19 protein-coding genes, 2 tRNA genes and 1 pseudogene are annotated in these 23181 nt (G+C 69.4%); 15 read left to right on the top strand and 7 right to left on the bottom strand.

Annotated elements, in window-relative coordinates; genetic code table 11:
- Positions 1-194: 194 nt before the first annotated feature.
- Positions 195-773, top strand: a complete 579-nt coding sequence (locus tag AB0O76_RS02415; protein WP_365484262.1) for a biotin transporter BioY — start codon at positions 195-197, stop codon at positions 771-773.
- On the opposite strand, the gene AB0O76_RS02420 is transcribed toward AB0O76_RS02415, so the two are convergent.
- Positions 763-2103: an FAD-binding oxidoreductase gene (locus AB0O76_RS02420; protein WP_365484265.1), complete on the bottom strand. Its 1341-nt coding sequence runs from the start codon at positions 2101-2103 to the stop codon at positions 763-765. The genes AB0O76_RS02415 and AB0O76_RS02420 overlap by 11 nt on opposite strands.
- Before the next feature lie 134 nt (positions 2104-2237).
- Between AB0O76_RS02420 and AB0O76_RS02425 the strand changes: the two are divergent.
- Positions 2238-3038, top strand: a pseudogene (locus AB0O76_RS02425) (serine/threonine-protein kinase); the annotation flags it as partial.
- Between the two features lie 233 nt (positions 3039-3271).
- Here AB0O76_RS02425 and AB0O76_RS02430 read toward each other — a convergent pair.
- Positions 3272-4786: an amino acid permease gene (locus AB0O76_RS02430; RefSeq protein WP_365484268.1), complete on the bottom strand. Its 1515-nt coding sequence runs from the start codon at positions 4784-4786 to the stop codon at positions 3272-3274.
- Between the two features lie 173 nt (positions 4787-4959).
- Here AB0O76_RS02430 and AB0O76_RS02435 point away from each other — a divergent pair, with 173 nt between their 5' ends.
- The 3 genes from AB0O76_RS02435 to AB0O76_RS02445 all read left to right on the top strand — a co-directional run bounded on the left by AB0O76_RS02435 (position 4960) and on the right by AB0O76_RS02445 (position 6704).
- Positions 4960-5445 (top strand): ribose-5-phosphate isomerase, encoded by a 486-nt coding sequence (locus AB0O76_RS02435; protein ID WP_365484271.1) that lies wholly within the window; start codon positions 4960-4962, stop codon positions 5443-5445.
- A gap of 123 nt (positions 5446-5568) precedes the next feature.
- Positions 5569-6390, top strand: coding sequence for a DNA-formamidopyrimidine glycosylase family protein (locus tag AB0O76_RS02440; RefSeq protein WP_365484274.1), 822 nt, complete (start codon positions 5569-5571; stop codon positions 6388-6390).
- An 80-nt stretch (positions 6391-6470) separates the two neighbouring features.
- Positions 6471-6704 (top strand): superinfection immunity protein, encoded by a 234-nt coding sequence (locus tag AB0O76_RS02445; protein WP_365484277.1) that lies wholly within the window; start codon positions 6471-6473, stop codon positions 6702-6704.
- Between the two features lie 9 nt (positions 6705-6713).
- On the opposite strand, the gene AB0O76_RS02450 is transcribed toward AB0O76_RS02445, so the two are convergent.
- Positions 6714-7943 carry a GNAT family N-acetyltransferase gene (locus AB0O76_RS02450; RefSeq protein ID WP_365484279.1) on the bottom strand — a complete coding sequence of 410 codons (1230 nt, stop codon included), beginning with the start codon at positions 7941-7943 and terminating at the stop codon, positions 6714-6716.
- Between the two features lie 129 nt (positions 7944-8072).
- Between AB0O76_RS02450 and AB0O76_RS02455 the strand changes: the two genes are divergently transcribed.
- Positions 8073-9233 carry a PP2C family protein-serine/threonine phosphatase gene (locus AB0O76_RS02455; RefSeq protein ID WP_365484282.1) on the top strand — a complete coding sequence of 387 codons (1161 nt, stop codon included), beginning with the start codon at positions 8073-8075 and terminating at the stop codon, positions 9231-9233.
- On the opposite strand, the gene AB0O76_RS02460 is transcribed toward AB0O76_RS02455, so the two are convergent.
- A complete protein-coding gene (locus AB0O76_RS02460; protein WP_365484285.1) occupies positions 9219-10394 on the bottom strand; it encodes a cation:proton antiporter in 1176 nt (391 codons plus the stop codon). The two genes, AB0O76_RS02455 and AB0O76_RS02460, sit on opposite strands and share 15 nt — an antisense overlap.
- Before the next feature lie 292 nt (positions 10395-10686).
- On the opposite strand from AB0O76_RS02460, the gene AB0O76_RS02465 reads away from it, so the two are divergent.
- From AB0O76_RS02465 to AB0O76_RS02475, 3 genes are all read left to right on the top strand, one after another.
- Complete coding sequence (locus AB0O76_RS02465) at positions 10687-11514, top strand: ABC transporter ATP-binding protein (protein WP_365484288.1); 828 nt, start codon at positions 10687-10689, stop codon at positions 11512-11514.
- 96 nt (positions 11515-11610) lie between these two features.
- A complete protein-coding gene (locus AB0O76_RS02470; protein WP_365484450.1) occupies positions 11611-14052 on the top strand; it encodes an FtsX-like permease family protein in 2442 nt (813 codons plus the stop codon).
- A gap of 467 nt (positions 14053-14519) precedes the next feature.
- Positions 14520-14981, top strand: a complete 462-nt coding sequence (locus tag AB0O76_RS02475; RefSeq protein WP_365484291.1) for an HD domain-containing protein — start codon at positions 14520-14522, stop codon at positions 14979-14981.
- On the opposite strand, the gene AB0O76_RS02480 is transcribed toward AB0O76_RS02475, so the two are convergent.
- On the bottom strand, positions 14978-16195 hold the full coding sequence (locus AB0O76_RS02480; RefSeq protein WP_365484294.1) for an acyltransferase family protein: 1218 nt from the start codon (positions 16193-16195) through the stop codon (positions 14978-14980). The two genes, AB0O76_RS02475 and AB0O76_RS02480, sit on opposite strands and share 4 nt — an antisense overlap.
- A 644-nt stretch (positions 16196-16839) precedes the next feature.
- Here AB0O76_RS02480 and AB0O76_RS02485 point away from each other — a divergent pair.
- A complete protein-coding gene (locus tag AB0O76_RS02485; protein ID WP_135335839.1) occupies positions 16840-17034 on the top strand; it encodes a hypothetical protein in 195 nt (64 codons plus the stop codon).
- Between the two features lie 91 nt (positions 17035-17125).
- Here the strand turns inward: AB0O76_RS02485 and AB0O76_RS02490 are convergent.
- Positions 17126-17196 (bottom strand) — tRNA-Gly (locus AB0O76_RS02490).
- A gap of 149 nt (positions 17197-17345) precedes the next feature.
- Here AB0O76_RS02490 and AB0O76_RS02495 point away from each other — a divergent pair.
- The 5 genes from AB0O76_RS02495 to clpX all read left to right on the top strand — a co-directional run bounded on the left by AB0O76_RS02495 (position 17346) and on the right by clpX (position 22202).
- Positions 17346-17422 (top strand) — tRNA-Pro (locus tag AB0O76_RS02495).
- Positions 17423-17594: 172 nt separating this feature from the next.
- Positions 17595-18986 (top strand): trigger factor, encoded by a 1392-nt coding sequence (gene tig, locus AB0O76_RS02500; RefSeq protein WP_365484298.1) that lies wholly within the window; start codon positions 17595-17597, stop codon positions 18984-18986.
- 401 nt (positions 18987-19387) lie between these two features.
- A complete protein-coding gene (locus AB0O76_RS02505; protein WP_167829019.1) occupies positions 19388-19993 on the top strand; it encodes an ATP-dependent Clp protease proteolytic subunit in 606 nt (201 codons plus the stop codon).
- 63 nt (positions 19994-20056) lie between these two features.
- Positions 20057-20737 carry an ATP-dependent Clp protease proteolytic subunit gene (locus tag AB0O76_RS02510; protein WP_363273306.1) on the top strand — a complete coding sequence of 227 codons (681 nt, stop codon included), beginning with the start codon at positions 20057-20059 and terminating at the stop codon, positions 20735-20737.
- A gap of 178 nt (positions 20738-20915) precedes the next feature.
- Positions 20916-22202 carry an ATP-dependent Clp protease ATP-binding subunit ClpX gene (clpX, locus tag AB0O76_RS02515; protein WP_160505024.1) on the top strand — a complete coding sequence of 429 codons (1287 nt, stop codon included), beginning with the start codon at positions 20916-20918 and terminating at the stop codon, positions 22200-22202.
- Positions 22203-22279: 77 nt separating this feature from the next.
- Here clpX and AB0O76_RS02520 read toward each other — a convergent pair whose 3' ends face one another.
- Positions 22280-23167: a hypothetical protein gene (locus tag AB0O76_RS02520; RefSeq protein WP_365484302.1), complete on the bottom strand. Its 888-nt coding sequence runs from the start codon at positions 23165-23167 to the stop codon at positions 22280-22282.
- Between the last annotated feature and the right edge of the window lie 14 nt (positions 23168-23181).

Genomic DNA, 23181 nt, shown 5'->3' on the forward strand with positions numbered 1-23181 from the left:
CGCAAAACGGTCCCTACAAGCCGCCCACCTCAGTGACAAGCATCACGCTCCCCGCAGGGGTGGACCCCAGCTTTTGTACAGAGCCCACCACCAGAGGACCCGGCACCTTGTCGCCCACCGCCGGTGAGAGGCGCCCACGCCTGAGATAGCGTCGCGGGGTCCCACCTGCCCGTCCCAGAACCCGCGGAGTCCCGATGAGCATCGCCGCCGTCTCTTCCCGTCCCGGCCAGGTCCTCGCGGACCTGCTCCCCGCGTCCCGCGCGAAGGACGCGGCCCTCGTCATCGGCGGCGCCGCCCTCACCGGCATCGCGGCCCAGATCGCCGTGCCCGTCCCGGGCTCCCCCGTGCCGGTGACTGGACAGACCTTCGCGGCGCTCCTCGTCGGTACCGCCCTCGGCGCCCGCCGCGGCTTCCTCTCCCTCGCGGTGTACGCCCTGGTCGGCATGGCCGGCATGCCGTGGTTCGCCGAGGCGGGCTCCGGCGTCGCCGCGCCGTCCCTCGGCTACGTCCTCGGCATGCTGCTCGCCGCCACCGTGGTGGGCGCCCTCGCCCGCCGCGGCGCCGATCGCTCCGTGTGGCGCACCGCGGGCACGATGCTGCTCGGCTCCGCGATCATCTACGCGGTCGGCGTCCCGTACCTGGCCGCCGCCACCGGCATGTCGCTGACCCAGGCCGTCGCCGCCGGGCTCACGCCCTTCCTGATCGGCGACGCCCTCAAGGCCGCGCTCGCGATGGGCGCGCTGCCCACGGCGTGGAAGTTCCTCAACCGGTAGCGGTCACGCCGTAGTTCCGCCTGAAGAGGTTCGCCGGGTCGTACGTGGCCTTCAGCTCGGCGAGCCTCTTCCGCGTTTCCGGGTCGTACAGGCCGTCGGGCCGATCCCCGGCGGCGAAGGCGAAGTTGAGCAGCCGCCCCTCAGCCGCGAAAAGACCGAACGCCCGCGCCTGCACGGCCCGCACCGCATCGAGGTCCGTGCCGTCCAACGGCGAAAGGACCCGCACCAGCCACCCCGCGTCCCGGTACGGCACAGCGTTCTCTGCGGGCCCCGCGGGCTTCGCCAGCGCCCCGCCCAGCTGGTTGATCTGGACGACGTGCATCTTCTCGGCGGCAGGACCGGTCATCGCGAACAGCTCGCACGCCGCCGCGACATCCAGCTCGCCCACCACCACGCTGTCCCCGTAGTAGGAATGCGGGAAGTCGGGGTCGCTGTGGATCGTGTGGCTTTCGATGTACGGCATCTCCCGCAGCGAGTCCGACACCGTGGGCCCGATCTCCCGCAGCGGTGCCACCAGACGCTCGCCCGCCGCCTCGGAGCCGGTGTAGGCGACCCGGACCGTCACGAGATAGCGCCCCCGCAGCTGCGGGGGCAGCTGCGGCAGGTCCGGGTAGACAAGGGCCGCCACCGATGAAGTCACCTCGTCCGGCACCGTCCGCGTCCACGCCTCGTACGCCCGCAGCACGGCCGCCGGGTCCACCTCGCGCCCGTCGAACTCGATCGCCCCGCCGTACACCCGCGCCACCGGCACCAATCCGATCTCCAGGGCCGTCACGACCCCGAGGTTCGCGCCGCCGCCGAGCAGCCCCCAGAAGAGCTCGGGCTCGCTCTCCGCCGTGACGTGCCGCAGCGCGCCGTCCGCCGTGACGACATCGAGCCACCGGACGTGGTCGGCCGCGTACCCGAACTCCCTTGCCAGGACGCCGAGTCCGCCGCCCAGCGTGTACGACACGGCGCCCACGCTCGGCGCCGAACCGTTCAGCGGGGCGAGCCCGTGCTCCGCCGCGGCCTCGATGACCTGGCCCCAGCGGACGCCCGCGCCCACGGTGACGGTGCGCGCGGCGGCGTCGACGCTGACGGAGTCCATCCGCCGGGTGCTGATCAGCACACCGCCCTCCGAGGCCCCCGGAAGCCCGTGCCCGGTGGCCTGCACGCCCACGGGCAGCCCCGCGTCGGCGGCGTACGAGACGGCGGCGACGACGTCATCGGCGCTCGACGCCCCGAACACGATCTCCGGCCGCTGGGCGAAGCCGGTCTGGAACCCGGCGATCTCCTCCTCGTACCCCTCGTCCCCGGCCCGGAACACGAGTCGCTGTGCGGTGAAGTCCACGGTGATCCTCCAAGAAGCGCTGTCTGACGAGACAGAGCCTCCACGGAAAACCTGACACCCGCCGTCAAGTTTTCCGGTCTTTTCCGATCTTCGTGAACTGTGCTGTCATGAAAGGAGAGTTGGGGGTGACGCCCATGCCGGAGCGTCGGGTGGCGGGCCGCTACCGCCTTCTCGAAGTCATCGGCCGCGGCGGCATGGGCCGTGTGTGGCGCGCGGCCGACGAGCTGCTCGACCGCGCTGTCGCCGTGAAGGAGATGCGGATCGACGCGGCCGACGGCGGCCCCGACCCGGAGGACACCCGCGTACGCAGGGAGCGCGCACTGCGCGAGGCGCGGGCCAGTGCGCGGATCGACCACCCCGGTGTCGTACGCGTCTATGACGTCGCCGAGGAGGACGGCCGCCTGTGGATCGTCATGGAGCTGGTCGACGCCCGCTCGCTCGCCCGGTACGTCGCCGATGAGGGGCCGCTGGCCGAGCGGGAGGTGGCCCGCGTCGGTCTCGCCCTGGTGGCGGCGCTGCGCCGGGTGCACGCGGCGGGCGTGCTGCACCGTGACATCAAGCCGGAGAACGTGCTCATCGGCCCCGGCGACCGGGTCGTCCTCACCGATTTCGGCATCGCCGCGATCCAGGACGCGGGCCGTCTGACACAGGTGGGCCTGCTGGTGGGTTCGCCCGAGTACATGGCGCCCGAGCGGGTCTCCGGGGCGCCGCAGGGCCCGCCGTCCGACCTCTGGTCCCTCGGCGCGACGCTCTGCGCGGCTCTGCGCGGCAGCTCGCCCTTCGCCCGTGAATCGGCGCTGACGACCTTGGTGGCGGTCCTCCACGAGGACCCTGAACTGCCGCCGGAATCAAGCGGGTTACGTCCCCTGCTCGCGGCGCTCCTGGCCAAGGGGCCGGAGGCGCGGCCGGGCCTCGACGAGACGGAGGCGGCCCTGCGGGCGGCGCTCACGGCGCCGCAGGTGCGGCCACCATCGGGGGAGGAGGCATCGGGCACCGACTGGCGTCCGCGCGTCCTGACCGCCCTGGTCCTGCTGGTCACGGCCGCGGTGGCGGCCGTCATGTTCTTCACCGCGCGCGATCCGGGCGGTGGCGATCCACCGCCCGGACCGGGCTCACGGCCACCGACGGTGGCGGGTACATCGACCACGCCACCGTCCGGCGGCTCCGGCTAGGCGTCGACGCCGGCGTCGACCGGGTCGGCGTCGGTCACGGCGTCGGTTGCGGTGTCGGTGGGGGTGTCGGTGGGGGTGTCGACACGGGGCCGCACCTTCTCCCGTACGACCGAGAAGACGACCACGAACGCCGCGGCGAGCAGCGAGAGCAGCACCTGCTTGCGGCCCGCCTCGTCGGTCAGCATGTAGACGAGGACGAACGAGATCATCGCGATGGTGATCCACGTCAGATACGGGAAGAGCCACATCTTCACGACGAGCTTCTCCGGCTCCTCGCGCAGGATGATGCCGCGCATCCGCAGCTGCGTGAAGCAGATCATCAGCCAGACGAAGAGGGCCACCGCGCCCGACGAGTTCAGCAGGAAGTCGAAGACGGTGTCCTTCCACTGGTAGTTGAACCAGACGGCGACGAAGCCGAAGACGACCGAGCCGAGGATCGCGGCCTGCGGCACACCGCGGGAGTTGGTGCGCGCGAAGGCCTTGGGCGCGTCACCGCGCTGGCCGAGCGAGAAGGCCATGCGGGAAGCGGTGTAGAGCCCGGAGTTGAGGCAGGAGAGTACGGCCGTCAGGACGATCACGTTCATGACCTGACCGGCGTGCGGGATGCCGATCGAGTTGAGCGCGGCGACGTACGAACCGTGCTCGACGATCGACTTGTCGTCCCACGGCAGGAGCGTGACGACGACGAAGATCGAGCCCAGGTAGAAGACGCCGATACGCCAGATGACGCTGTTCGTCGCCTTGGTGACGGCGCGCTGCGGGTCCTCGGACTCGCCGGCGGCCAGCGTGACGATCTCGGAGCCCATGAACGAGAAGACGACCATGAGCACACCCGTGAGGATGGCGCCCGCGCCGTTGGGCATGAATCCGCCCGCGTCCGTGAGGTGCGCGAATCCCGCGCCGGGGTTGTCGGAGCCGGGCAGCACGCCGAAGACGGCGAGCAGGCCGATGATCACGAAGCCGCCGATGGCGACGACCTTGATCCCGGCGAACCAGAACTCGAACTCGCCGTAGGAGCCGACCGAGACGAGGTTCGTCGCGGTGAGCACGACCATGACGATGAGCGCCCATCCCCACTGCGGTACGGCGGGTATCCAGCCGTTGAGGATGACGGCACCGGCGGTGGCTTCCACCGCGAGCACGACGACCCAGAAGAACCAGTAGAGCCAGCCGATGGAGAAGCCGGCCCAGCGGCCGAGGGCTTGGTCCGCGTAGGTGGAGAAGGAGCCGGAGGTCGGCCGTGCGGCGGCCATCTCTCCGAGCATCCGCATCACGAGAACGACCATCGTGCCGACGAGGGCGTACGAGACGAGGATGGCGGGCCCGGCGGCGGCGATGCCGGAGCTGGAGCCGACGAAGAGGCCGGCGCCGATGACGCCACCGATGGCGATCATGGACAGATGGCGATTTTTCAGCCCGGCCTTGAGGCCGTCACCGGTGTCACCAGACTGCGGATCCCCAGGATCGATGGGGCTGCGGTCTGCCTTCGCAAGGGAGGGTTGCGAGGTCATGGACGAATCCTTAAGTTCTCGGGTCACGAGCCCACGCATTCAAACGCAGGGGTGTCCGGGACGGAAGTCCTGACTCCGGATCGTGATATTCCGGCCCAATGGCCCAGACCTTGGTGACCAAGGTCCCGCCCCGGTCACGGCCACCCGCCCCGCGACGTGCCACACTCGGACCCATGCGCGTGTACCTCGGCTCGGATCATGCCGGCTACGAACTCAAGAACCACCTGGTCGAATGGCTCAAGAGCCACGGCCACGAGCCCGTCGACTGCGGGCCCCACATCTATGACGCCCAGGACGACTACCCCCCCTTCTGCCTCCGCGCCGCGGAGAAGACGGCGGCGGACCCGGAGTCCCTCGGCATCGTGATCGGCGGCTCCGGCAACGGTGAGCAGATCGCGGCGAACAAGGTGAAGGGCGTCCGTGCGGCGCTTGCCTGGAGCGAGCAGACCGCTGCGCTCGGCCGCGAGCACAACGACGCGAACGTGGTCTCGATCGGCGGCCGGATGCACACGCAGGAGGAGGCGACGAAGTTCGTCGAGATCTTCCTCGCGACCCCGTACTCGGGCGAGGAGCGCCACACGCGCCGCATCGAGATGCTCTCCACATACGAGACGACGGGCGAGCTGCCCGCCATCCCGGCACACCACCCGCAGCAGTAGCGAGGCCCACGGGGCTCCGCCCCGGACCCCGCTCCTCAAACTCCCCCAAGCTCTTAAAGAGCAGGGGGGACCCCCTCGAGGGGCTGGATTCTCCAGCCCTCCGTATCTCCATGGGAGGACCCCGTGCCGGAGGGGCACACCATCCACCGGCTCGCGGAGGATCACCGCGCCCGCTTCGAAGGGCGCGGCCCCCTCCGCGTCACCAGCCCCCAGGGCAAGTTCTCCGACAGTGCCGCCCTGCTCAACGGGCAGGAGATGGACACCGCCGAGGCCCACGGCAAGCACCTCTTCCTCGGCTTCGCCGAAAACGGCTGGATCCACATCCACCTCGGCCTGTTCGGCAAGGTCAACTTCGGCGGGACGGCCACCGCGAACCCGCCCACGGACACCGTCCGCCTCCGCCTGGCCACCGACGACGCGCACATGGACCTCCGGGGACCAACCACCTGCGCCCTCATCACGGACGGGGAGAAGGCGGCGATACACGACCGCCTCGGCCCGGACCCGCTCCGGGACGCGGACGACCCCGAGCGTGCCTACCACCGCATCTCGCGCAGCCGCACGACCATCGCCGCCCTCCTCATGGACCAGAAGGTCATCGCGGGCGTCGGCAACGTCTACCGCGCCGAGGTCCTCTTCCGGCACGGCATCGACCCGTACACACCCGGCAAGGACGTCACCGCCGCCCAGTGGCAGGCGATCTGGGACGATCTGGCCGGCCTCATGCGCGAGGGCGTACGCCTCAACCGCATCGACACCGTCAGGCCCGAGCACACGCCGGAGGCGATGGGCCGCCCGCCGCGCGTGGACGACCACGGCGGCGAGGTGTACGTGTACCGCAGGGCCACCATGCCCTGCCACATCTGTGGCGGCGAGATCCGCACCGCCGATCTCGCCGCCCGCAATCTGTTCTGGTGCCCGAAGTGCCAGCGGACGGCGTCCTGAACCCCCACGGGCGGCTCGCATAAGATCATCACTCGACCGAAACGCCAGCTCAACCGAAACACCAGTTCAACGGGGGTCCCATGTTCACGTTCGAAGTCAGCTGGATGGACGGGCCGATCGCCATCGCGCTCGCCGTGCTGTTCGTCGCCGTCTACCTGCTGCCGTCCCTCATCGCCTTCAACCGGGACGCCGAGCTCCGTTGGGTGATCCTCATCATCAACATCGCCTTCGGCGCCTCGATCATCGGCTGGCTGGTCGCCCTCTACCTGGCGACCCGCACGCCGAAGACCACCCCGATGCCCCAGCCCCTCTGAAGCCCCCGGCTAGAACCCGTGCGGCAGCCACGGCGCGACATCCGACCCGAAGGCCAGCGCCGCCTCCGCGAGCGCGCCGGGACGCAGCTCGCGCACCCGCCCGGCCGCCGCGAGTGACGTCAGGGAGTGACCGCCGAGATAGGCCGCGCCCAACTCCCGTACGGACAGGGCGAGATCGGCGTCGTCGTCGGTGCGCTCGCAGGTCGCGCCCTTCACATCGCCGGTGAGCCGCCAACGCCCTTGGTTCCAGGGGCAGAAGGCGTCCTCGACGTCGAACACCAGGTTCACGGGCGCCCGGTAGGTGCGCGCCTCAAGAGCGGCTCCGACCTCCACGAGCCGGACGTGGAGCGAGTCCCGCACCCGGATGTTGCAGCGCCGCGGGTCCGTGACGAGCTGGAGCACCGCGTCGTCCACGGGGCGGCTGTGCGCCTCGACCTTCGACATCAGGTCGATGTCGAAGAGGAACCGCCACAGCGCCGCGTACGCCGCCGGGTCGTCGGCCTCCAGATCGCTCAGCTTGACCGTGCCCTTGGGGCCCGCCGCGTCCCAGTCCGGCTTCGTGCGGAACCGCGCGTACCCGACGAGTTCCCCGTCCCGCTCGGCGAGCACGCACTGCAGCGGTGACGCGCCGTGCCGCTCGCTCTCGACGTCGAGCAGACCGAGCCGCTCCCAGCCGGGCTGCCGGGCCAGCATGCCCGGACGCTCGCCCACCCGGCGCGCGTAGAGCTCCTCGCACGCCGCGTGGACGTCGGCGGGCTTGGCGTACCGAAGCCGTACGTCATCGGTGCCGGGCGGCACCGAGAGCCGTACCCGCGTCGTGTCGATCTCGGCCTTCAGCGCCTGCGTCGCCGCGCCGTACCCGAACCGGCCGTAGATGACGGGCTCGGACGCGGTGAGCACGGCGAGTGCCTCGCCCTTCGCGCGTACGTCGTCCAGCTGGCGGCGCATCATCGACGTCAGGATGCCGCGCCTGCGGTGCGTCGCCGCGACGCTCACCATCGTCACGCCCGCCGCGTCCACCAGGGCGCCGCCCGGCACGGACAGGCGGAAGCTGAACGCTCCCGTCGTGCCGACGCAGGTGTCGCCGTCCCACGTCCCGAAGAAGCGGTCGAACTCGGTCAGCGCGTTCCAGAGCTCATGCTCCTCGGGTGCCTCGGCGACTCCGCCGAAGGCGAGCTCCAGCGTTCCGTAGTACTTGTCCCAGTCCTCAGGCCGCAACTCCCGCAATTCCGTCGTCATATGCCATGCCTACCAGGGGGAAGCGGGCGAAGCGACAGGATTTACGCGCGCTGACGGCGTGCCCCTGACGGGGGACAACCGGCACCTCCCGTGCGAAGTGTCTTGCCCGGTAGATAAGGTCCGGGAGCAATGGCAGGCAGGCGAGCGGAAGCCGAGACGTTTACAGCCCGGATGAAGAAGCGGATCCACCGGGCTCGGATAGGGCTGCGCAAATCCGGGGTCGACTACTTCAGAGGCGACGGCTCGGACTGGATCGCCCTGGCGGGACTGCTGCTCACCATCCCCGTGATCACCTTCTGCACGATCATCAACAACGTCTGGTGCTCGCCCGCCGCCCTGGTCCTGCCCATCGTGGCCGGCGGCCTGCTCCTGCGCCCTTCCAGCCTGCTCGGCCTGTACGCGGCGTCGGCTGCCGCCCTGATCGTGGAGTCCGTCCAGCTCGGCCCGTACGCGGAAGGGCCGTCACGGGTCACGCCCGGTGTGGTCCTTGTCGTCGCGGCCTGCGGCTTCTTCGGGCTGCTCATCGCGCAGTTCCGCACCCGCGTCGGGGTGCCCTGGCGCGGCGGCGGCACGATGCTCTTCGATCTGCGTGAACGTATCCGCGTACAGAGCAAACTGCCGAAGCTGCCCCGCGGCTGGCACCGCGAGATGGCGCTGCGTCCGGCCGGCGGCCAGTCCTTCTCCGGCGACTTCGTCGTCGCGGCGCGTACGAACGGCGGGCGCACCCTGGAGGCCGTCCTCACCGACGTGTCGGGCAAGGGCATGGACGCGGGCTCGCGCGCCCTGCTCCTTTCGGGAGCCTTCGGCGGGCTGCTCGGCTCGCTGCCGCCGCACGCGTTCCTGCCCGCCGCCAACGGCTATCTGCTGCGCCAGGACTGGGACGAGGGCTTCGCTACGTCTATCCACTTGGTCCTCGATCTTGAGACGGGCGACTACGAACTCTTCTCGGCGGGCCACCCGCCGGGCCTCCAGCTCAGCGCGGGCAGCGGCCGCTGGGAGGAGAAGGTCGCCGACGGCCCGCTCCTCGGGGTCTACGACGGGGCGCAGTTCGACCCGGTGAAGGGCTCACTGCGCCCCGGTGACGTACTGATGCTGTTCACCGACGGCATCGTCGAGGCCTCCGACCGCGACATCAGCGAGGGCATCGACCGCCTCACCGGGGAAGCCGACCGGTATGTGGCAGGGGGCTTCCACGGCGCCGCGTGGCATCTGATCGAGGCGGTCGCGAAGGACGTGAACGACGACCGTGCGCTGCTGCTGATCTGCCGGGAGGCGTCAGCGGGCGCCTGAAAGATCGGGGGCGTCCTGGCGTTCGCCGTTGCCCGGCAGGATCCTGGCCAGCCACTTCGACCGGCCCGCGGCCAGCGGTCCGAGCACCGCGAGGACGAGCACATACCCCGCGATGAAGGGGGAGAGGCGTTCGTCGAGTCCTGCGGTGGCCGCCATCGTCGCGAGGATCAGGGCGAACTCGCCGCGGGCAAGGAGCGTCGTGGAGATGTTCGCCGCGGGGCCCGCCCCGAAGCCGTACACCCGCGCCGCACCGAGGCCCGCGAGGACGTTCATGAGCAGCGTCAGGGCCACGGCGGCGAGCACCGGCCAGATCACCACGGGCAGGTCGCCCGGGTCGATGGAGAGCCCGAACGCGAAGAAGAAGATCGCCCCGAACGCATCCCGCAGCGGATGCACCAGCTTGCGGATGCGCTCGCCCGACGCGGTGCTGCCGAGCATCAGGCCGACCATGAACGCGCCGATCGCGTCCGCGACCCCGAACCACTCGGAGACCCCGGCGACGAAGACGGCGGCCCCGAGGAAGGAGATGACGAGCAGCTCGTCGTCCTCGGTGTCCATGAGCCGCCCGACGACCTTCGTGCCGAAGCGGGCCGCGAGCGCGAGGAGCAGCAGGAAGCCGAAGGCCTTGCCGCCGTCCATGACGGCCGCCGCGAGGCTGTCGGCGCCGGACAGGATGGGCTGCAGGGCGGCCAGATAGAGGGCGAGGAAGATGTCCTCGACGACGATGATGCCGAGGATCGGCTTGGTCTCGGGGTTGCCGAGCCGCCCGGTGTCGACGAGCACCTTGGTGACGATCGCCGACGAGGAGATGCCGAGCACTCCGGCGAGGACCAGCGCTTCGGAGGTGCCCCAGCCGAGCGCGAATCCGAAGCCCAGGCCCGCGCCGACGTTCAGCGCGAGATACGTCCCGCCGGCGAGGGCCATCTTGCGGCCGCCGGTCTTGAGGTCGTCCATGTGGAACTCGAGGCCCAGATAGAAGAGCAGCAGGACCAGGCCGAGCGCCGAGAGCATCTCCAGGTCGTGGGGGTCGGAGACCAGGACCACGCCGGGGGTGTGCGGGCCGAGGAGGATCCCGGCCAGGATGAAGAGGGGGATGGTGGGGAGTCCGATGCGGCCGCCCACGCGGGCGAGCACGGCGGCGGCGAGAAAGGCGCCGCCCATGGCTATCAGGGTGTCTGCGTGTCCGATGGGCCCGTTCCTCCTGGTAGTCGGCGACGCCCCCGAGCCGTGCGAGTCGGCGCACCAATGGCAAAGAGAGCGTCAAGAACACGTCAATAGTTAGCTTACCAAACGATTTAGGTGGCAACTATGTAGGGCGTACATCCGACCCTTCCTGGGGCTACCCCCACCCCCGATCCGCCGGGCGCCCTCATGGTCCACAGCACCCCCGAATCCGTACGTTCGAGGTATCGACCAGGCGATCAGGACGTACGGACGGAAGGCGGACGGGATCATGGGGCTGCGGCGCAAGAAGCGGACCGGCGAGGGCAGTTCCGAGGTGCCGCCGATGCCGGCCACGGCTCCCGGCGGCGACTGGGCCGTCGAACTGCGCGGCGTGCGCCGCCGGTACGGCCGCGGCTCCTCTGCCGTGCACGCCCTCGGCGGCATCGACCTCGCCCTCGAACGCGGCAGCTTCACCGCGGTCATGGGCCCCTCCGGATCCGGCAAGTCGACCTTCCTGCAGTGCGCCGCCGGGCTCGACCGGCCGAGCGCCGGCACGGTGCGCCTGGGCGGCACGGAGATCACCGGCATGAGCGAGAACAAGCTCACCGAACTGCGCCGGGCCCGCCTCGGCTTCGTCTTCCAGGCCTTCAACCTGCTGCCCTCGCTGACCGTCGAGCAGAACGTGGTGCTGCCCATGCGTCTGGCGGGACGCCGCCCTGACCGCCGGGCGGCCGCGGACATGCTGGCCCGCGTGGGGCTCGGCGGCGACAAGCGGCGCCGCCGCCCCGGTGAGCTCTCCGGCGGTCAGCAGCAGCGCGTGGCGATCGCCCGCGCCTTGGTCACCGCTCCGGATGTGGTTTTCGCCGATGAGCCGACGGGCGCGCTGGATACGACGACGGCCGCGGAGATCCTCGGCTTGCTCCGCTCGGCGGTCGACGGCATGGGCGCCACCGTCGTCATGGTCACGCATGATCCGGCGGCTGCGGCCTATGCGGACCGGGTGCTGTTTCTCGCCGATGGCGTGATTGTGGATCGGTTGGAGCGGGGCTCCGCCGGGGAGATCGCCTCGCGCATGGCCGACTTGGCTGCTCCGGCGTTTGCGGCTGCCGCAGCCTGAGTCCTTTCTGCGGGCCGGATGTGGCTGGTCGCGCAGTTCCTCGCGCCCCTTCGGGGCGCTCGTTCCCCTCGACTCCGGAGACCAGCCGTGAAGTTCATGCCGAACGGGCTCGCGCGTGCCGCGGTCCGGTTCAAGCCCGCCGCCTTCGTCGGTACGTTCGTCGCGCTGATGATGGCCGCGACGATCGTGTCCGCGTGCGGCATCCTCCTGGAGACGGGCCTGCGCGCGTCGGTGCCGCCCACCCGGTACGCAGGCGCCTCCGTGGTGGCCGCCGCCGACCAGATGGCCCACTTCAAGGTGGGCGACAGCGACTCGACCTCGGTGGTGCCCGACCGTGCGCGGCTCGACAACTCCCTTGTCGCCAAGGCGGGTTCGGCCCCCGGAGCACGTAAGGCCGTCGCCGACGTGACCTTCCCGGTGCAGTCGCGCGGCGCGGACGTCACGGCGCACGGCTGGGGCTCCACCGCCTTCACCGGCGAGAAGCTCACGGCGGGCAAGGCGCCCCGGAGCGGCGAAGTGGTCCTTTCCGGCGTTTCCGGCGCCAAGGCGTCCGTGGGGGACCGCGTCACGCTCACCACGGCGGACGGCCCCCGGGAGTTCCGCGTGGCCGGCCTGACGGCTCAACAGGGCGCCCCCACGGCCTGGTTCGCCGACTCCGACGCCGTACGCATCTCAGGGCACCCCGGCCGCGTCGACGCCATCGCCGTACTGCCGAAGGCGGGCGTCACGGACGCCGCCCTCAAGTCCCAGGTGGCGCACGCTGTCGGCGGCAAGGCCAAGGTGTATACGGGCGACGACCGCGGCAGCGCAGGCGACGCCACGCTCGACAACGCGAAGGAACTCCTGGCCGGACTCGGCGGCTCCTTCGGCGGCGTCGCCACCATGGTCGCCGTCTTCACCGCCGCGGGCACCGTGGCGCTCTCCGTCGGGCAGCGGGCGCGTGAGTACGCGCTGCTGCGGGCGATCGGCACGACCCCGCGGCAGATCCGCCGCACCATCGCCACGGAGGCCCTCCTGGTGGCTCCGCTCGCGGGCGCGCTCGGCTGTCTGCCCGGCATCGCACTGGCGAGCTGGTGGTTCGGCCAACTGCAGGAGAAGGGCGCCATACCCGAGGCGGTCGACCTCTCCATCTCCTTCATCCCGCTCGTCTCCGCCGCCGGCATCGCCCTGCTCACCGCGCTGTTCGCCGGTTACATGGCGGCCCGCCGCCCCTCCCGCATCAAGCCGGGACAGGCGCTGAGCGAGTCCTCCGTGGAACGGCTGCGGCCCGGCTGGATCCGTACGCCGCTGGGGATCGCGGCAGCGGTCGGCGGGTGTGTGCTCGCGGGCGTCGCATCGTCGACGAGCGGTGCGGACGCGGCGAACGCGGCGCTCGGCGTCGTCATGCTGTTCATGCTGGCCGTGGCCCTGCTCGGCCCGCTGGTCGCCCGCGCGTGCGCCGCCCTGTTCGGCCTCCCGCTGCGCGGCGCGGGCCCCTCCGCATCGCTCGCGGCCGCCAACTCCCGCACGAACGCCAGGCGGTTGGCGTCGGCGATCACCCCCATAGTCCTCGCGATGGCGTTCTCTTCCACCCTCGTCTTCATGCACACCAGCGAGGACCGGGTCGCCCACGACCAGCAGCGCGACGGCATCACGGCGGACCACATCGTGACGGCGTCGGGCGCGGGCCTCGCCCCCGACGCGGTGTCGCGGGCCGCGCGGGCGCCCGGGGTCACATCGGCGGTGGGCCTGCTCAAGACGTCCGTCCTCGTCCCTGCGGGCTCCGGCGGCGACCGCTGGCTGGAGTCGGCGTCGGCGCAGGGCGTGACGGGTTCGCCGCGCAATCTGGCCAAGGTGCAGGACCTGGCCGTGAAGACCGGTTCCCTTTCCTCCCTCGGCAAGGGGGAGGTCGCCATCGACGCGATGCTGGCCGACACCGCGCACGTGAAGACGGGGGACAGGCTGAAACTCCGCATGCCGGACGGTACGGAGGCCTCGCCGAGGGTGGTGGCGACGTACGGCAGGGGCCTCGGCCTCTCCCAGGTCACGCTCCCCTCCACGGACGTGAAGCGCCATGTGACGTCGCCCTTCGACACCGAGATCTGGACCACGGGCAAGGCCCCCGAGGCCCTCACGACCCTCGGCGAGCTCCGGGACCGCGACGGCTACGCCACCGCCCAGTCCCTGGACCGTGAGCTCAACGCCTGGGCGAACACGACGATGGCGGCGGTCCTCGGCGGCTTCGCGGCGGTGGCCGCGGTGAACACCCTCGCGATGACGGTCCTTGACCGCCGCCGCGAGCTGGCCACGCTGCGGCTGATCGGCTCCACGCGCCGCCAGGTGATGCGGATGGTCCGCTGGGAGGCGCTCCTGGTCGCCTGCGCGGGCATAGTGATCGGCTCGGCGATAGCCCTGGCAACGCTGATCCCCATGACCAACGGCCTGACCGGCGAGTCCCCATACATCCCCCCGGTCGTGTACTCCTCGTTCGCAGCGGCGGTACTGGCCATGGGCCTGGCATCGACCTTGCTCCCGGCGAGGTTCGCCCTACGGGACTGATTCCGGGGCTCCGCCCCGCCCCCCCCCACCCAAGCCCGCCGCTTCGCGACGGATCTCCCGCACCGATTACCCCGCAACGCATCCCGTCCGGCCCCGTCACCGTCGTCGGCCACGCCCCCGAACCAGGCCGCCGCTTCGCGGCAGATCTTTCCCGCCCACCCACCCGATCGCCCCGTGATTGCCCACCCATCCCGTTCGGCGTGGTTCTTCGGCCCGTCTGGTGAGCTTCAGTGCGCCGCTTGGCGGCGGGGCATTCCTGCCCGCCCGTCCGATTGCCCCGCAGCTGCCCACCCACCCCCGATCGGCCAGGCATTTCAGCCCGTCGAGGGGGTCCCCCCTGCTCTTTAAGAGCTTGGGGGAGTTTGAGGACGAACTCGGCGGAGCCGGTGACAGACCGAGCCACGAGCCGGGGTCCGGGGCGGAGCCCCGGTTTCGGGAAGGGGCGGGGTTGGGGAAAGAATCCCCGTATGAACCCCAGCCCCCACCTCACCCTCCCCGAGGTAGAAGCCATAGCCCGAGCGGCCCACGCCGACCAGAAGGACAAGGCGGGGCGGCCCTACGCCGAGCACCTGCAGGCCGTGGCCGAGGGAACCCGTGCCCGCGGCGGCACCCCGGACCAGATCGCCGCCGCCTGGCTCCACGACGCCGTGGAAGACGACGCGCTCAGCGAGCAGTGGCTGCAGGACGCGGCCCTCACACAACGTACGAAGGACATCGTGCGAGCCCTCACGAAGCGTGAGGGAGAAACCCCCGAGGCCTACGCGACCCGCATCCTCGCCACCCCCGGCGCCCGCCTGGTGAAGGAAGCGGACCTGGCCCACAACGCGAACCCGGCCCGCCTAGCGGAGCTAGACGGGCCGACCCGCACCCGCCTCTCAGCGAAGTACGCCAACATGCGCGCCCTGCTGGGCGTGGAATCACCAGGCTAGGAAGATGACTTGGCCCGCTCCCGCGCCAACGCCGCCGCGTCCCGCTTGAACGCCCACTCCATCTTCGGCTCCATGGCGAAGCGGAACATCCGCTGCACCGGAGGCGTACAGAGCAGCGTCACCACCGCAGCGGCCACCAGCGTCACGACGACCTCACCGGCCGGCTTGTGCATCCACTCGTAGTCCTCGAACCAGCCCCAGAAGCGCGAGCCCTTGGCGAGGAAGCCGTGCAGCAGGTAGCCGTACAGCGTGCCCGCGCCGAGAATCGTGAACCACATCTTCCGGCGCGGCACCCACGCGAAGAAGCACGCGGTGAGAACGGCGGAGCAGCCGAACAGCGCCAGCGTCATCACGACACCGGCCCACCACGGCGCGCCCAACTCCTGTGCGCTGTCCCGGCGGTAGAACCACGCGGAACTCATCCGGGGAGCGGCCCAGTACGCCATGAGCACGGCGCTCGCGAAGATGGGGATGGACAGCAGCCGCACCTCGCGCCGCCGCACCAGCTGGAAGTACTCGGGCTTCATGAAGAGGCCGAGCACGAAGAACGGCATGAACTGCAGCACCCGCTGCAGATCGAGATCGTCACCGATGTCCGGCGAGATCGTGGCGAGTACGGCGATGGCGATGGCGAGCGGCACCGGCCAGCGCACGATCTTCCACAGCGGGGTCGTCAGACGCCAGACGAAGAGCGCGACCAGGAACCACGTGAGGTACCAGGGGTCGAGCAGGCTGATCGGCTGGGTCGGATCGTCGTCCGCGTAACGCTTGAAGAAGGTGTACGCGACTTCGAAGATGACGTACGGCACGGCGACACCGGTCACCAGACGCTTGAGCCGGTCGGCCCGCATGTCGAAGCTGCGCGAGAAGTAGCCGGAGATCAGGATGAACGCCGGCATGTGGAAGGTGTAGACGGTCATGTACAGCGCCTCTGCGGCGCGGCTGTGATCCGTCAGCGGCTCCCAGGAATGAGCCATGGCCACCAGGACGATCGCCAGATACTTGGCGTTGTCGAAGAACGCGTCGCGCTGCTTGGCGGGTTGGCCCGTGGAAGCTGGTTTGCCTGGTCGGGCGGTGTTGCCGGCCGCAGCGGGGGAAGGGGTCGCGGCCGTGGGGGAATGGGGGGCGCGGGGAGTAGGCACTCCTGCCGCCGGCTCTTGGGCCGGGGGGAGCGGCGCCCGGTGGCGGCCGTGCGGTTGAACCGAGTTCGTCACAGGCCCTCCCACCATGAGATCGGTGAGACGATCTGGGACCGCACTGCGCTTGCGGGGATGGTGGCAGCGTGGAACATCTGAGGCACCCTAGCGTCGCCCGAGTGTTTTCGTAAAACCCTCAACACAGCTGTCATCTCAATCACAGACGGAACCTGGCTAATACGGTGCGAGTACCCGAGGAATCATCAAAGTCGACATGGTGATTCACCTCCTTACGGGCCGCCCACAGGCCGTTCAGATGTCCAGAACGTCACAACTCATCCCGCTTAAACGGCGCATAACGCCCGCAGGCGACTCTGGTGAAATGTCCGATTGATTGGTTCTTTGTGGAGCCCTTGATGTGGGCCGGGGATGTGGGCCCGGCGACAATTCGAATTTCTCGCGAACGACTTGTGTGGCGATGGAAACGATCAAGCCGAATTAGCGGACGTGCGCGGGGCTCGAATTGCCGTGTGGGGGCGCCGTGTTCATACGCCCCATGGGCGCCCCCGACCGCCGGGGTCGCGCCCGGCACGTGCGGCGTTGGCCGACGATGTGTCACCTGCCGCATACGGAAGGCGCGTTGGTGGCACGATGGTTCTGGCGGGGGTGTGCGGGGTCGTACCCCCCGGGCCGGGGAGAGACCGACCTAGGGTGTGATCAGTGTGGCCATTTCGCTGTCAGTGGTGTTGCTGTTGGCGATCATCCTTGTGGTGCTGATCCGCGGGGGATCGATCAAGGCGGGGCCCGCGATCGTCGCGGTGCTCTTCGGGTTCTTCCTCGCCTCAACCGGAATGGCGCCCTCCATAAACCGCTTCCTCAACGAAGTGGCGGAGACCATCAACTCGATCAGCTTCTGAGCCGGCCAGGCCCGGCACCCCCTGCGGAAACGCCTCAGGCTGCGGAAACGCCTCAGGCCCGGTTCCGAGGAACCGGGCCTGAGGTCTTCAGAGCGGGCGACGGGAATCGAACCCGCGTAGCTAGTTTGGAAGACTAGGGCTCTACCATTGAGCTACGCCCGCACAGATCGCGCCACAGGAATCGCTGGTCAGCGACCGCGGCACGGCAAGCATCGTAGCGGGTCGGACGCACTCCCCGCACACCCCGTACGTACTCCCGATTAAGCGGGGGTCGCACTGCCTGCGGGCATGTACCCTACGTGTCGCACCGACGGGGTGTGGCGCAGCTTGGTAGCGCGTCCGCTTTGGGAGCGGAAGGCCGTGGGTTCAAATCCCGCCACCCCGACCACCAGGCTGATCGATCAAGTCGATCAGGGCCACTCCGCTGATCAGCCGCTCGAAGGCCCTCTCAAGATCGCATTGTGGGTCGGCTCCCGCTTGCCGTTACTATGCAAGCTGTGTGCCCGTGTGTCTCTGAGCCGGGCAGAATCCCAAGAAGTCAGCCCCAAGGAGACCGAACCGTGAAGAGCGCCGTGGAGACCCTGAACCCGACTCGGGTTCGGCTCACTGTTGAGGTGCCCTTCGAGGAGCTCAAGGACAGCCTCGACGCGGCGTACAAGAAGATCAACCAGCAGGTCACGGTGAAGGGCTTCCGCAAGGGCAAGATCCCGGCCCGCGTCATCGACCAGCGGTTCGGTCGCGGCGCCGTCCTCGAAGAGGCCGTCAACGACGCGCTCCCGAAGTTCTACACCGAAGCGGTCAACGAGGCCGAGCTCAACGTCCTGGGCCAGCCCGAGGTGGACATCACCGAGCTGAAGGACAACGAGACCCTCAACTTCACCGCTGAGGTCGACATCCGTCCCGCGATCGAGATCCCGGACTACTCCGGCATCGAGGTCGAGGTCGACGCGGTCGAGGTCAGCGACGAGGACGTCGAGAAGGCCGTCGAGGAGCTCCGTGAGCGCTTCGCGTCCACCTCGCCGGTCGAGCGTGCCGCCGAGGACGGCGACGTCGTGACGATCGACCTGGAGGCCAAGGTCGACGGAGAGGTCCTGGAGGACGGCGTCGCGTCCGGCGTCTCCTACACGATCGGCTCCGGCGAGCTCCTCGAGGGCATCGACGACGCCGTGAAGGGCCTGGAGGCCGGTGGCGATGCCACCTTCACCTCCGAGCTCAAGGGCGGCTCGGCAGCGGGCAAGGAGTCCGAGGTCACCGTCAAGGTCACCCAGGTCGCCGCCCGTGAACTGCCCTCCCTGGACGACGACTTCGCGCAGCTCGCGTCGGAGTTCGACACCCTGGACGAGCTCAAGGCCGACAGCCGCAAGCGCCTCGAGAACATGAAGCAGTACGACCAGGCGACGCAGGCCCAGGAGCGTGTCCTGGAGAAGCTGCTCGAGCTGGTCGAGGTCCCGGTCCCCGAGAAGCTCCTCGCGGACGAGATCGAGACCCGCAAGCACAACCTGGTGAACCACCAGCTCGGCCAGATGGGCCTCGACCTCGCGAAGTACCTGGAGATCCAGGGCAAGACCGAGGAAGAGTTCGACGCCGAGACCAAGGAGCAGGCCGAGAAGGGCATCAAGACGCAGTTCGTCCTCGACGAGCTCGTCAACAAGGAGAAGCTGAACGTGAACCAGGAGGAGCTCACCGAGCACCTCATGCGTCGCGCGCAGTCCTCCGGCATGTCCCCCGACCAGTTCGCCCAGGCCGTCGTCGAGGGTGGCCAGGTCCCGATGCTGGTCGGCGAGGTCGCCCGCGGCAAGGCCCTTGCGGTCGTCGTCGAGGCCGCCACGGTCAAGGACACCAACGGTGAGGTCGTCGACCTCGAGGACGAGGACGAGACGGAGACGGCCGCGGAGGTCGTCGCCGAGGTCACCGAGTCGGCTGACGCCGCCGAGGAGAAGCCCGAGGCCTGAGCAGCCTCGCTCTGAACCGCTTGTGACACGGGCCCCCGGGATTCATCCCGGGGGCCCGTGTCGTGCCCCGTAAGGGGCGCGGGGAACTGCGCGAGCAACCAGGTACAAGCCGCACTCGCCGTAGAGCCTGCTGCGGCAGACGCGTCTGCGGCCCTGCGGGGGCTGAGCGCGCAGTTCCCCGCGCCCCTTACGGGGCGGTGTCGGACCTGCGCTCACAGCGAACAGCTACGGATGCGGGATTCCCCGGAGGGGCCCGCGCGTTAGGGTCCATGAATACGAGGGCAGGGGAGTCCCCGAAGCCGCCCCGGAGCGGCCCGCACGCGGGGTCCCTAGCCTCAGAAGAAGACGTGAGACGGCCCGGCGCCGTCGTAAGACGAGCAGGTGGATACGTGACGAATCTGATGCCCTCCGCCGCCGGCGACCCCTCCATCGGTGGTGGCCTCGGCGACCAGGTCTACAACCGGCTGCTCGGCGAGCGGATCATCTTCCTCGGCCAGGCCGTGGACGACGACATCGCCAACAAGATCACCGCGCAGCTGCTGCTTCTCGCCGCAGAGCCGGACAAGGACATTTTCCTCTACATCAACAGCCCTGGTGGATCCATCACGGCCGGCATGGCGATCTACGACACCATGCAGTACATCCAGAACGACGTGGTGACGATCGCGATGGGCATGGCCGCCTCGATGGGCCAGTTCCTGCTCAGCGCCGGCACGCCCGGCAAGCGCTTCGCGCTGCCGAACGCCGAGATCCTGATCCACCAGCCCTCCGCCGGACTCGCGGGCTCCGCGTCGGACATCAAGATCCACGCCGAGCGGCTCCTTCTCACCAAGAAGAAGATGGCTGAGCTCACCGCGTTCCACACCGGTCAGACCGTCGAGCAGGTCACGCACGACTCGGACCGTGACCGCTGGTTCGACCCGGAAGAGGCCAAGGCGTACGGCCTCATCGACGACATCATGCCCAACGCGGCCAGCATGCCGGGCGGCGGCGGCACCGGAGCCTGAGCCTCATCGCTCAGCGCCCCGCTAGCCGACCCCAAGACCACGCTCCTCAGGAGACCCACAGAGATGAACAATTTCCCCGGCAGCGGCCTCTACGAGCGCACCAAGGCCGAGTACACGGGCCCGAGCGCCGAGTCCCGCTACGTCATCCCGCGCTTCGTCGAGCGCACCTCGCAGGGCGTGCGTGAGTACGACCCGTACGCGAAGCTCTTCGAGGAGCGCGTGATCTTCCTCGGCGTGCAGATCGACGACGCGTCCGCCAACGACGTCATGGCGCAGCTCCTGTGCCTGGAGTCGATGGACCCGGACCGCGACATCTCGGTCTACATCAACAGCCCCGGCGGCTCCTTCACGGCGCTCACGGCCATCTACGACACGATGCAGTTCGTGAAGCCCGACGTGCAGACGGTCTGCATGGGCCAGGCCGCCTCCGCGGCCGCCGTGCTCCTCGCGGCCGGTACGCCGGGCAAGCGCATGGCGCTGCCGAACGCGCGCGTCCTGATCCACCAGCCGTACAGCGAGACCGGCCGCGGTCAGGTCTCCGACCTGGAGATCGCCGCCAACGAGATCCTCCGGATGCGTGCGCAGCTGGAGGAGATGCTGGCCAAGCACTCCACGACGCCGATCGAGAAGATCCGCGACGACATCGAGCGCGACAAGATCCTCACTGCCGAGGACGCGCTGTCGTACGGCCTGATCGACCAGATCATCTCCACCCGGAAGATGAACAACTCCTCGGTCGTCTGACGCAGCGCTGTAGCATCTGCCGCTCCTTGGCATGGTTCGTGAACCGATCGCGATCGGTTCACGTCAAAGCGAACCGTGCCAAGGGGGGCCCGAACGGGGGGCCCGGCAAGGTACCGTCGGATATGAGGCACCAGGAGCCGCTGAACGTGGCGTCTCCCAGGCGAAGGGGAAGCACCTCGTGGCACGCATCGGTGACGGCGGCGATCTGCTCAAGTGCTCGTTCTGCGGGAAGAGTCAGAAGCAGGTCAAGAAGCTCATCGCAGGCCCCGGTGTGTACATCTGCGATGAGTGCATCGATCTCTGTAACGAGATCATCGAGGAAGAGCTCGCGGAGACGAGCGAGGTGCGGTGGGAGGAACTCCCCAAGCCTCGCGAGATCTACGAATTCCTCGAGGGATACGTCGTGGGCCAGGAGCCCGCGAAGAAGGCCCTCTCGGTAGCGGTGTACAACCACTACAAGCGGGTTCAGGCCGGCGAGACCGGCGGGGCGCAGGGACGTGACGACGCGATCGAACTCGCCAAGTCCAACATCCTGTTGCTCGGTCCGACCGGCTCCGGCAAGACCCTCCTCGCGCAGACGCTCGCGCGCATGCTGAACGTCCCGTTCGCCATCGCCGACGCGACGGCGCTGACGGAGGCGGGCTATGTCGGCGAGGACGTGGAGAACATCCTCCTGAAGCTGATCCAGGCCGCTGACTACGACGTCAAGAAGGCCGAGACCGGCATCATCTACATCGACGAGATCGACAAGGTGGCTCGCAAGAGCGAGAACCCGTCGATCACGCGCGATGTGTCGGGTGAAGGCGTCCAGCAGGCTCTCCTGAAGATCCTGGAAGGCACGACAGCCTCTGTGCCGCCCCAGGGCGGTCGCAAGCACCCGCACCAGGAGTTCATCCAGATCGACACGACGAACGTCCTGTTCATCGTGGGCGGTGCCTTCGCGGGCCTGGAGAAGATCATTGAATCCCGCGCGGGCGCGAAGGGCATCGGCTTCGGCGCCACGATCCACTCCAAGCGGGAGCTTCAGGAGAAGGACCGGTTCGAGGACATCATGCCGGAGGACCTGGTGAAGTTCGGGATGATCCCCGAGTTCATCGGCCGCCTCCCGGTCATCACGTCCGTGCACAACCTGGACCGCGAGGCCCTGCTCCAGATCCTGGTGGAGCCGCGCAACGCACTCGTCAAGCAGTACCAGCGCCTGTTCGAACTCGACGGCGTGGAGCTGGACTTCGAGCGCGAGGCGCTCGAGGCGATCGCCGACCAGGCGATCCTGCGCCAGACCGGCGCGCGAGGCCTGCGCGCCATCATGGAGGAGGTCCTCCAGTCGGTGATGTACGAGGTCCCGTCCCGCAAGGACGTGGCCCGCGTGGTCATCACGGCGGACGTCGTCCACTCGAACGTGAACCCGACACTGGTGCCGCGCGATGCGCGGGGTCCGGGTGCGGGGGAGCAGAAGTCCGCGTAGCTGTTACGTACGTGAGTACCTGAGAGGGGCGCCCGGCGATCGAATCGCCGGGCGCCCCTCTTCACGTAACTGCTCGCCTACTTGACCTCGACGCGGACCTCGTCGCGCAGCTTGGCGGCCATGGAGGCGGTGTCGTCCAGGGTCAGCTTCTGGCCGGTCGCGGTGGCGGCGGCGTCACTGCGGCCGACGAACGCGACGGTGCTGTGGTCGCCCCACACGCACATCGGCACCTGGAAGCTGTTGGGGATGCCGTCCTCGGTCTCGGCGGAGTCGGCACCGCCCATGCGGAATTCGGCTTCCTGGCACTTCATGACGCCGTTCTCGAAGCCGTCGGGGGTGAACTCCTCGGGCTCGCCCTTGAGTTGCATGCCCTCCTCGTCCCCGGTCTCGGCGTTCTTCTTCATCTGGGCGAACATGGCGTCGACGACCTTCTCCGGGTCCTCGATGTCGCCGTAGGCGCCGCCGAAGTTGATGGCCTTCATGGAGGCGTCGGAGCCGGCCTGGTAGTTGGCGTTGACGTTCTTGGGGTTGCTGACGCCGGCCTTCTCCAGTTCCTTGAGGTCGTCGTCCTCCATGCCGCCGCCGGCGCCCTCCTGCTTCTTGTACTCGCTCAGGACCGTCGCAGGCGCCGTCAGCTTGTACGTCTTGCCGTCGTCGGCGACATCGCCGCTGCCCCCGCCCGCGGTGAACCACCACACGCCACCGCCGATCGCGATGAGCGCGACGACGGCACCGATGATGAGCCCGGTCTTCTTCCCACCACCGCCGGCGGGCGGCCCCTGAGGGTGCTGCCCGTACGGGGCCTGAGGCGGCTGCCCGTACGGAGCCTGGGGCTGCTGCCCGTACGGGGCCTGGGGCTGCTGGGGGTAGCCGTAGCCGGGCTGCGGGGCCTGCGGCTGCTGGCCGTACGGCCCTGGCTGCTGCGGCTGCTGACCGCCGTACGGACCCGGCTGGTTGTAGCTCATTACGTGGGTTCTCC

It is taken from the genome of Streptomyces sp. NPDC086554 (genome assembly GCF_040686095.1).
Taxonomy (GTDB): Bacteria; Actinomycetota; Actinomycetes; order Streptomycetales; family Streptomycetaceae; genus Streptomyces.

Bases quoted from the DNA above. Each gene is read 5' to 3' on its own strand.
- AB0O76_RS02445 (WP_365484277.1), top strand. From the start codon at position 6,471: ATGTTCACGTTCGAAGTCAGCTGGATGGACGGGCCGATCGCCATCGCG.
- AB0O76_RS02465 (WP_365484288.1), top strand. From the start codon at position 10,687: ATGGGGCTGCGGCGCAAGAAGCGGACCGGCGAGGGCAGTTCCGAGGTG.
- AB0O76_RS02415 (WP_365484262.1), top strand. From the start codon at position 195: ATGAGCATCGCCGCCGTCTCTTCCCGTCCCGGCCAGGTCCTCGCGGAC.
- AB0O76_RS02470 (WP_365484450.1), top strand. From the start codon at position 11,611: ATGCCGAACGGGCTCGCGCGTGCCGCGGTCCGGTTCAAGCCCGCCGCC.
- AB0O76_RS02430 (WP_365484268.1), bottom strand. From the start codon at position 4,786: ATGACCTCGCAACCCTCCCTTGCGAAGGCAGACCGCAGCCCCATCGAT.
- AB0O76_RS02520 (WP_365484302.1), bottom strand. From the start codon at position 23,167: ATGAGCTACAACCAGCCGGGTCCGTACGGCGGTCAGCAGCCGCAGCAG.
- AB0O76_RS02450 (WP_365484279.1), bottom strand. From the start codon at position 7,943: ATGACGACGGAATTGCGGGAGTTGCGGCCTGAGGACTGGGACAAGTAC.
- AB0O76_RS02505 (WP_167829019.1), top strand. From the start codon at position 19,388: ATGCCCTCCGCCGCCGGCGACCCCTCCATCGGTGGTGGCCTCGGCGAC.
- AB0O76_RS02460 (WP_365484285.1), bottom strand. From the start codon at position 10,394: ATGGGCGGCGCCTTTCTCGCCGCCGCCGTGCTCGCCCGCGTGGGCGGC.
- AB0O76_RS02510 (WP_363273306.1), top strand. From the start codon at position 20,057: ATGAACAATTTCCCCGGCAGCGGCCTCTACGAGCGCACCAAGGCCGAG.
- AB0O76_RS02475 (WP_365484291.1), top strand. From the start codon at position 14,520: ATGAACCCCAGCCCCCACCTCACCCTCCCCGAGGTAGAAGCCATAGCC.
- AB0O76_RS02455 (WP_365484282.1), top strand. From the start codon at position 8,073: ATGGCAGGCAGGCGAGCGGAAGCCGAGACGTTTACAGCCCGGATGAAG.
- AB0O76_RS02435 (WP_365484271.1), top strand. From the start codon at position 4,960: ATGCGCGTGTACCTCGGCTCGGATCATGCCGGCTACGAACTCAAGAAC.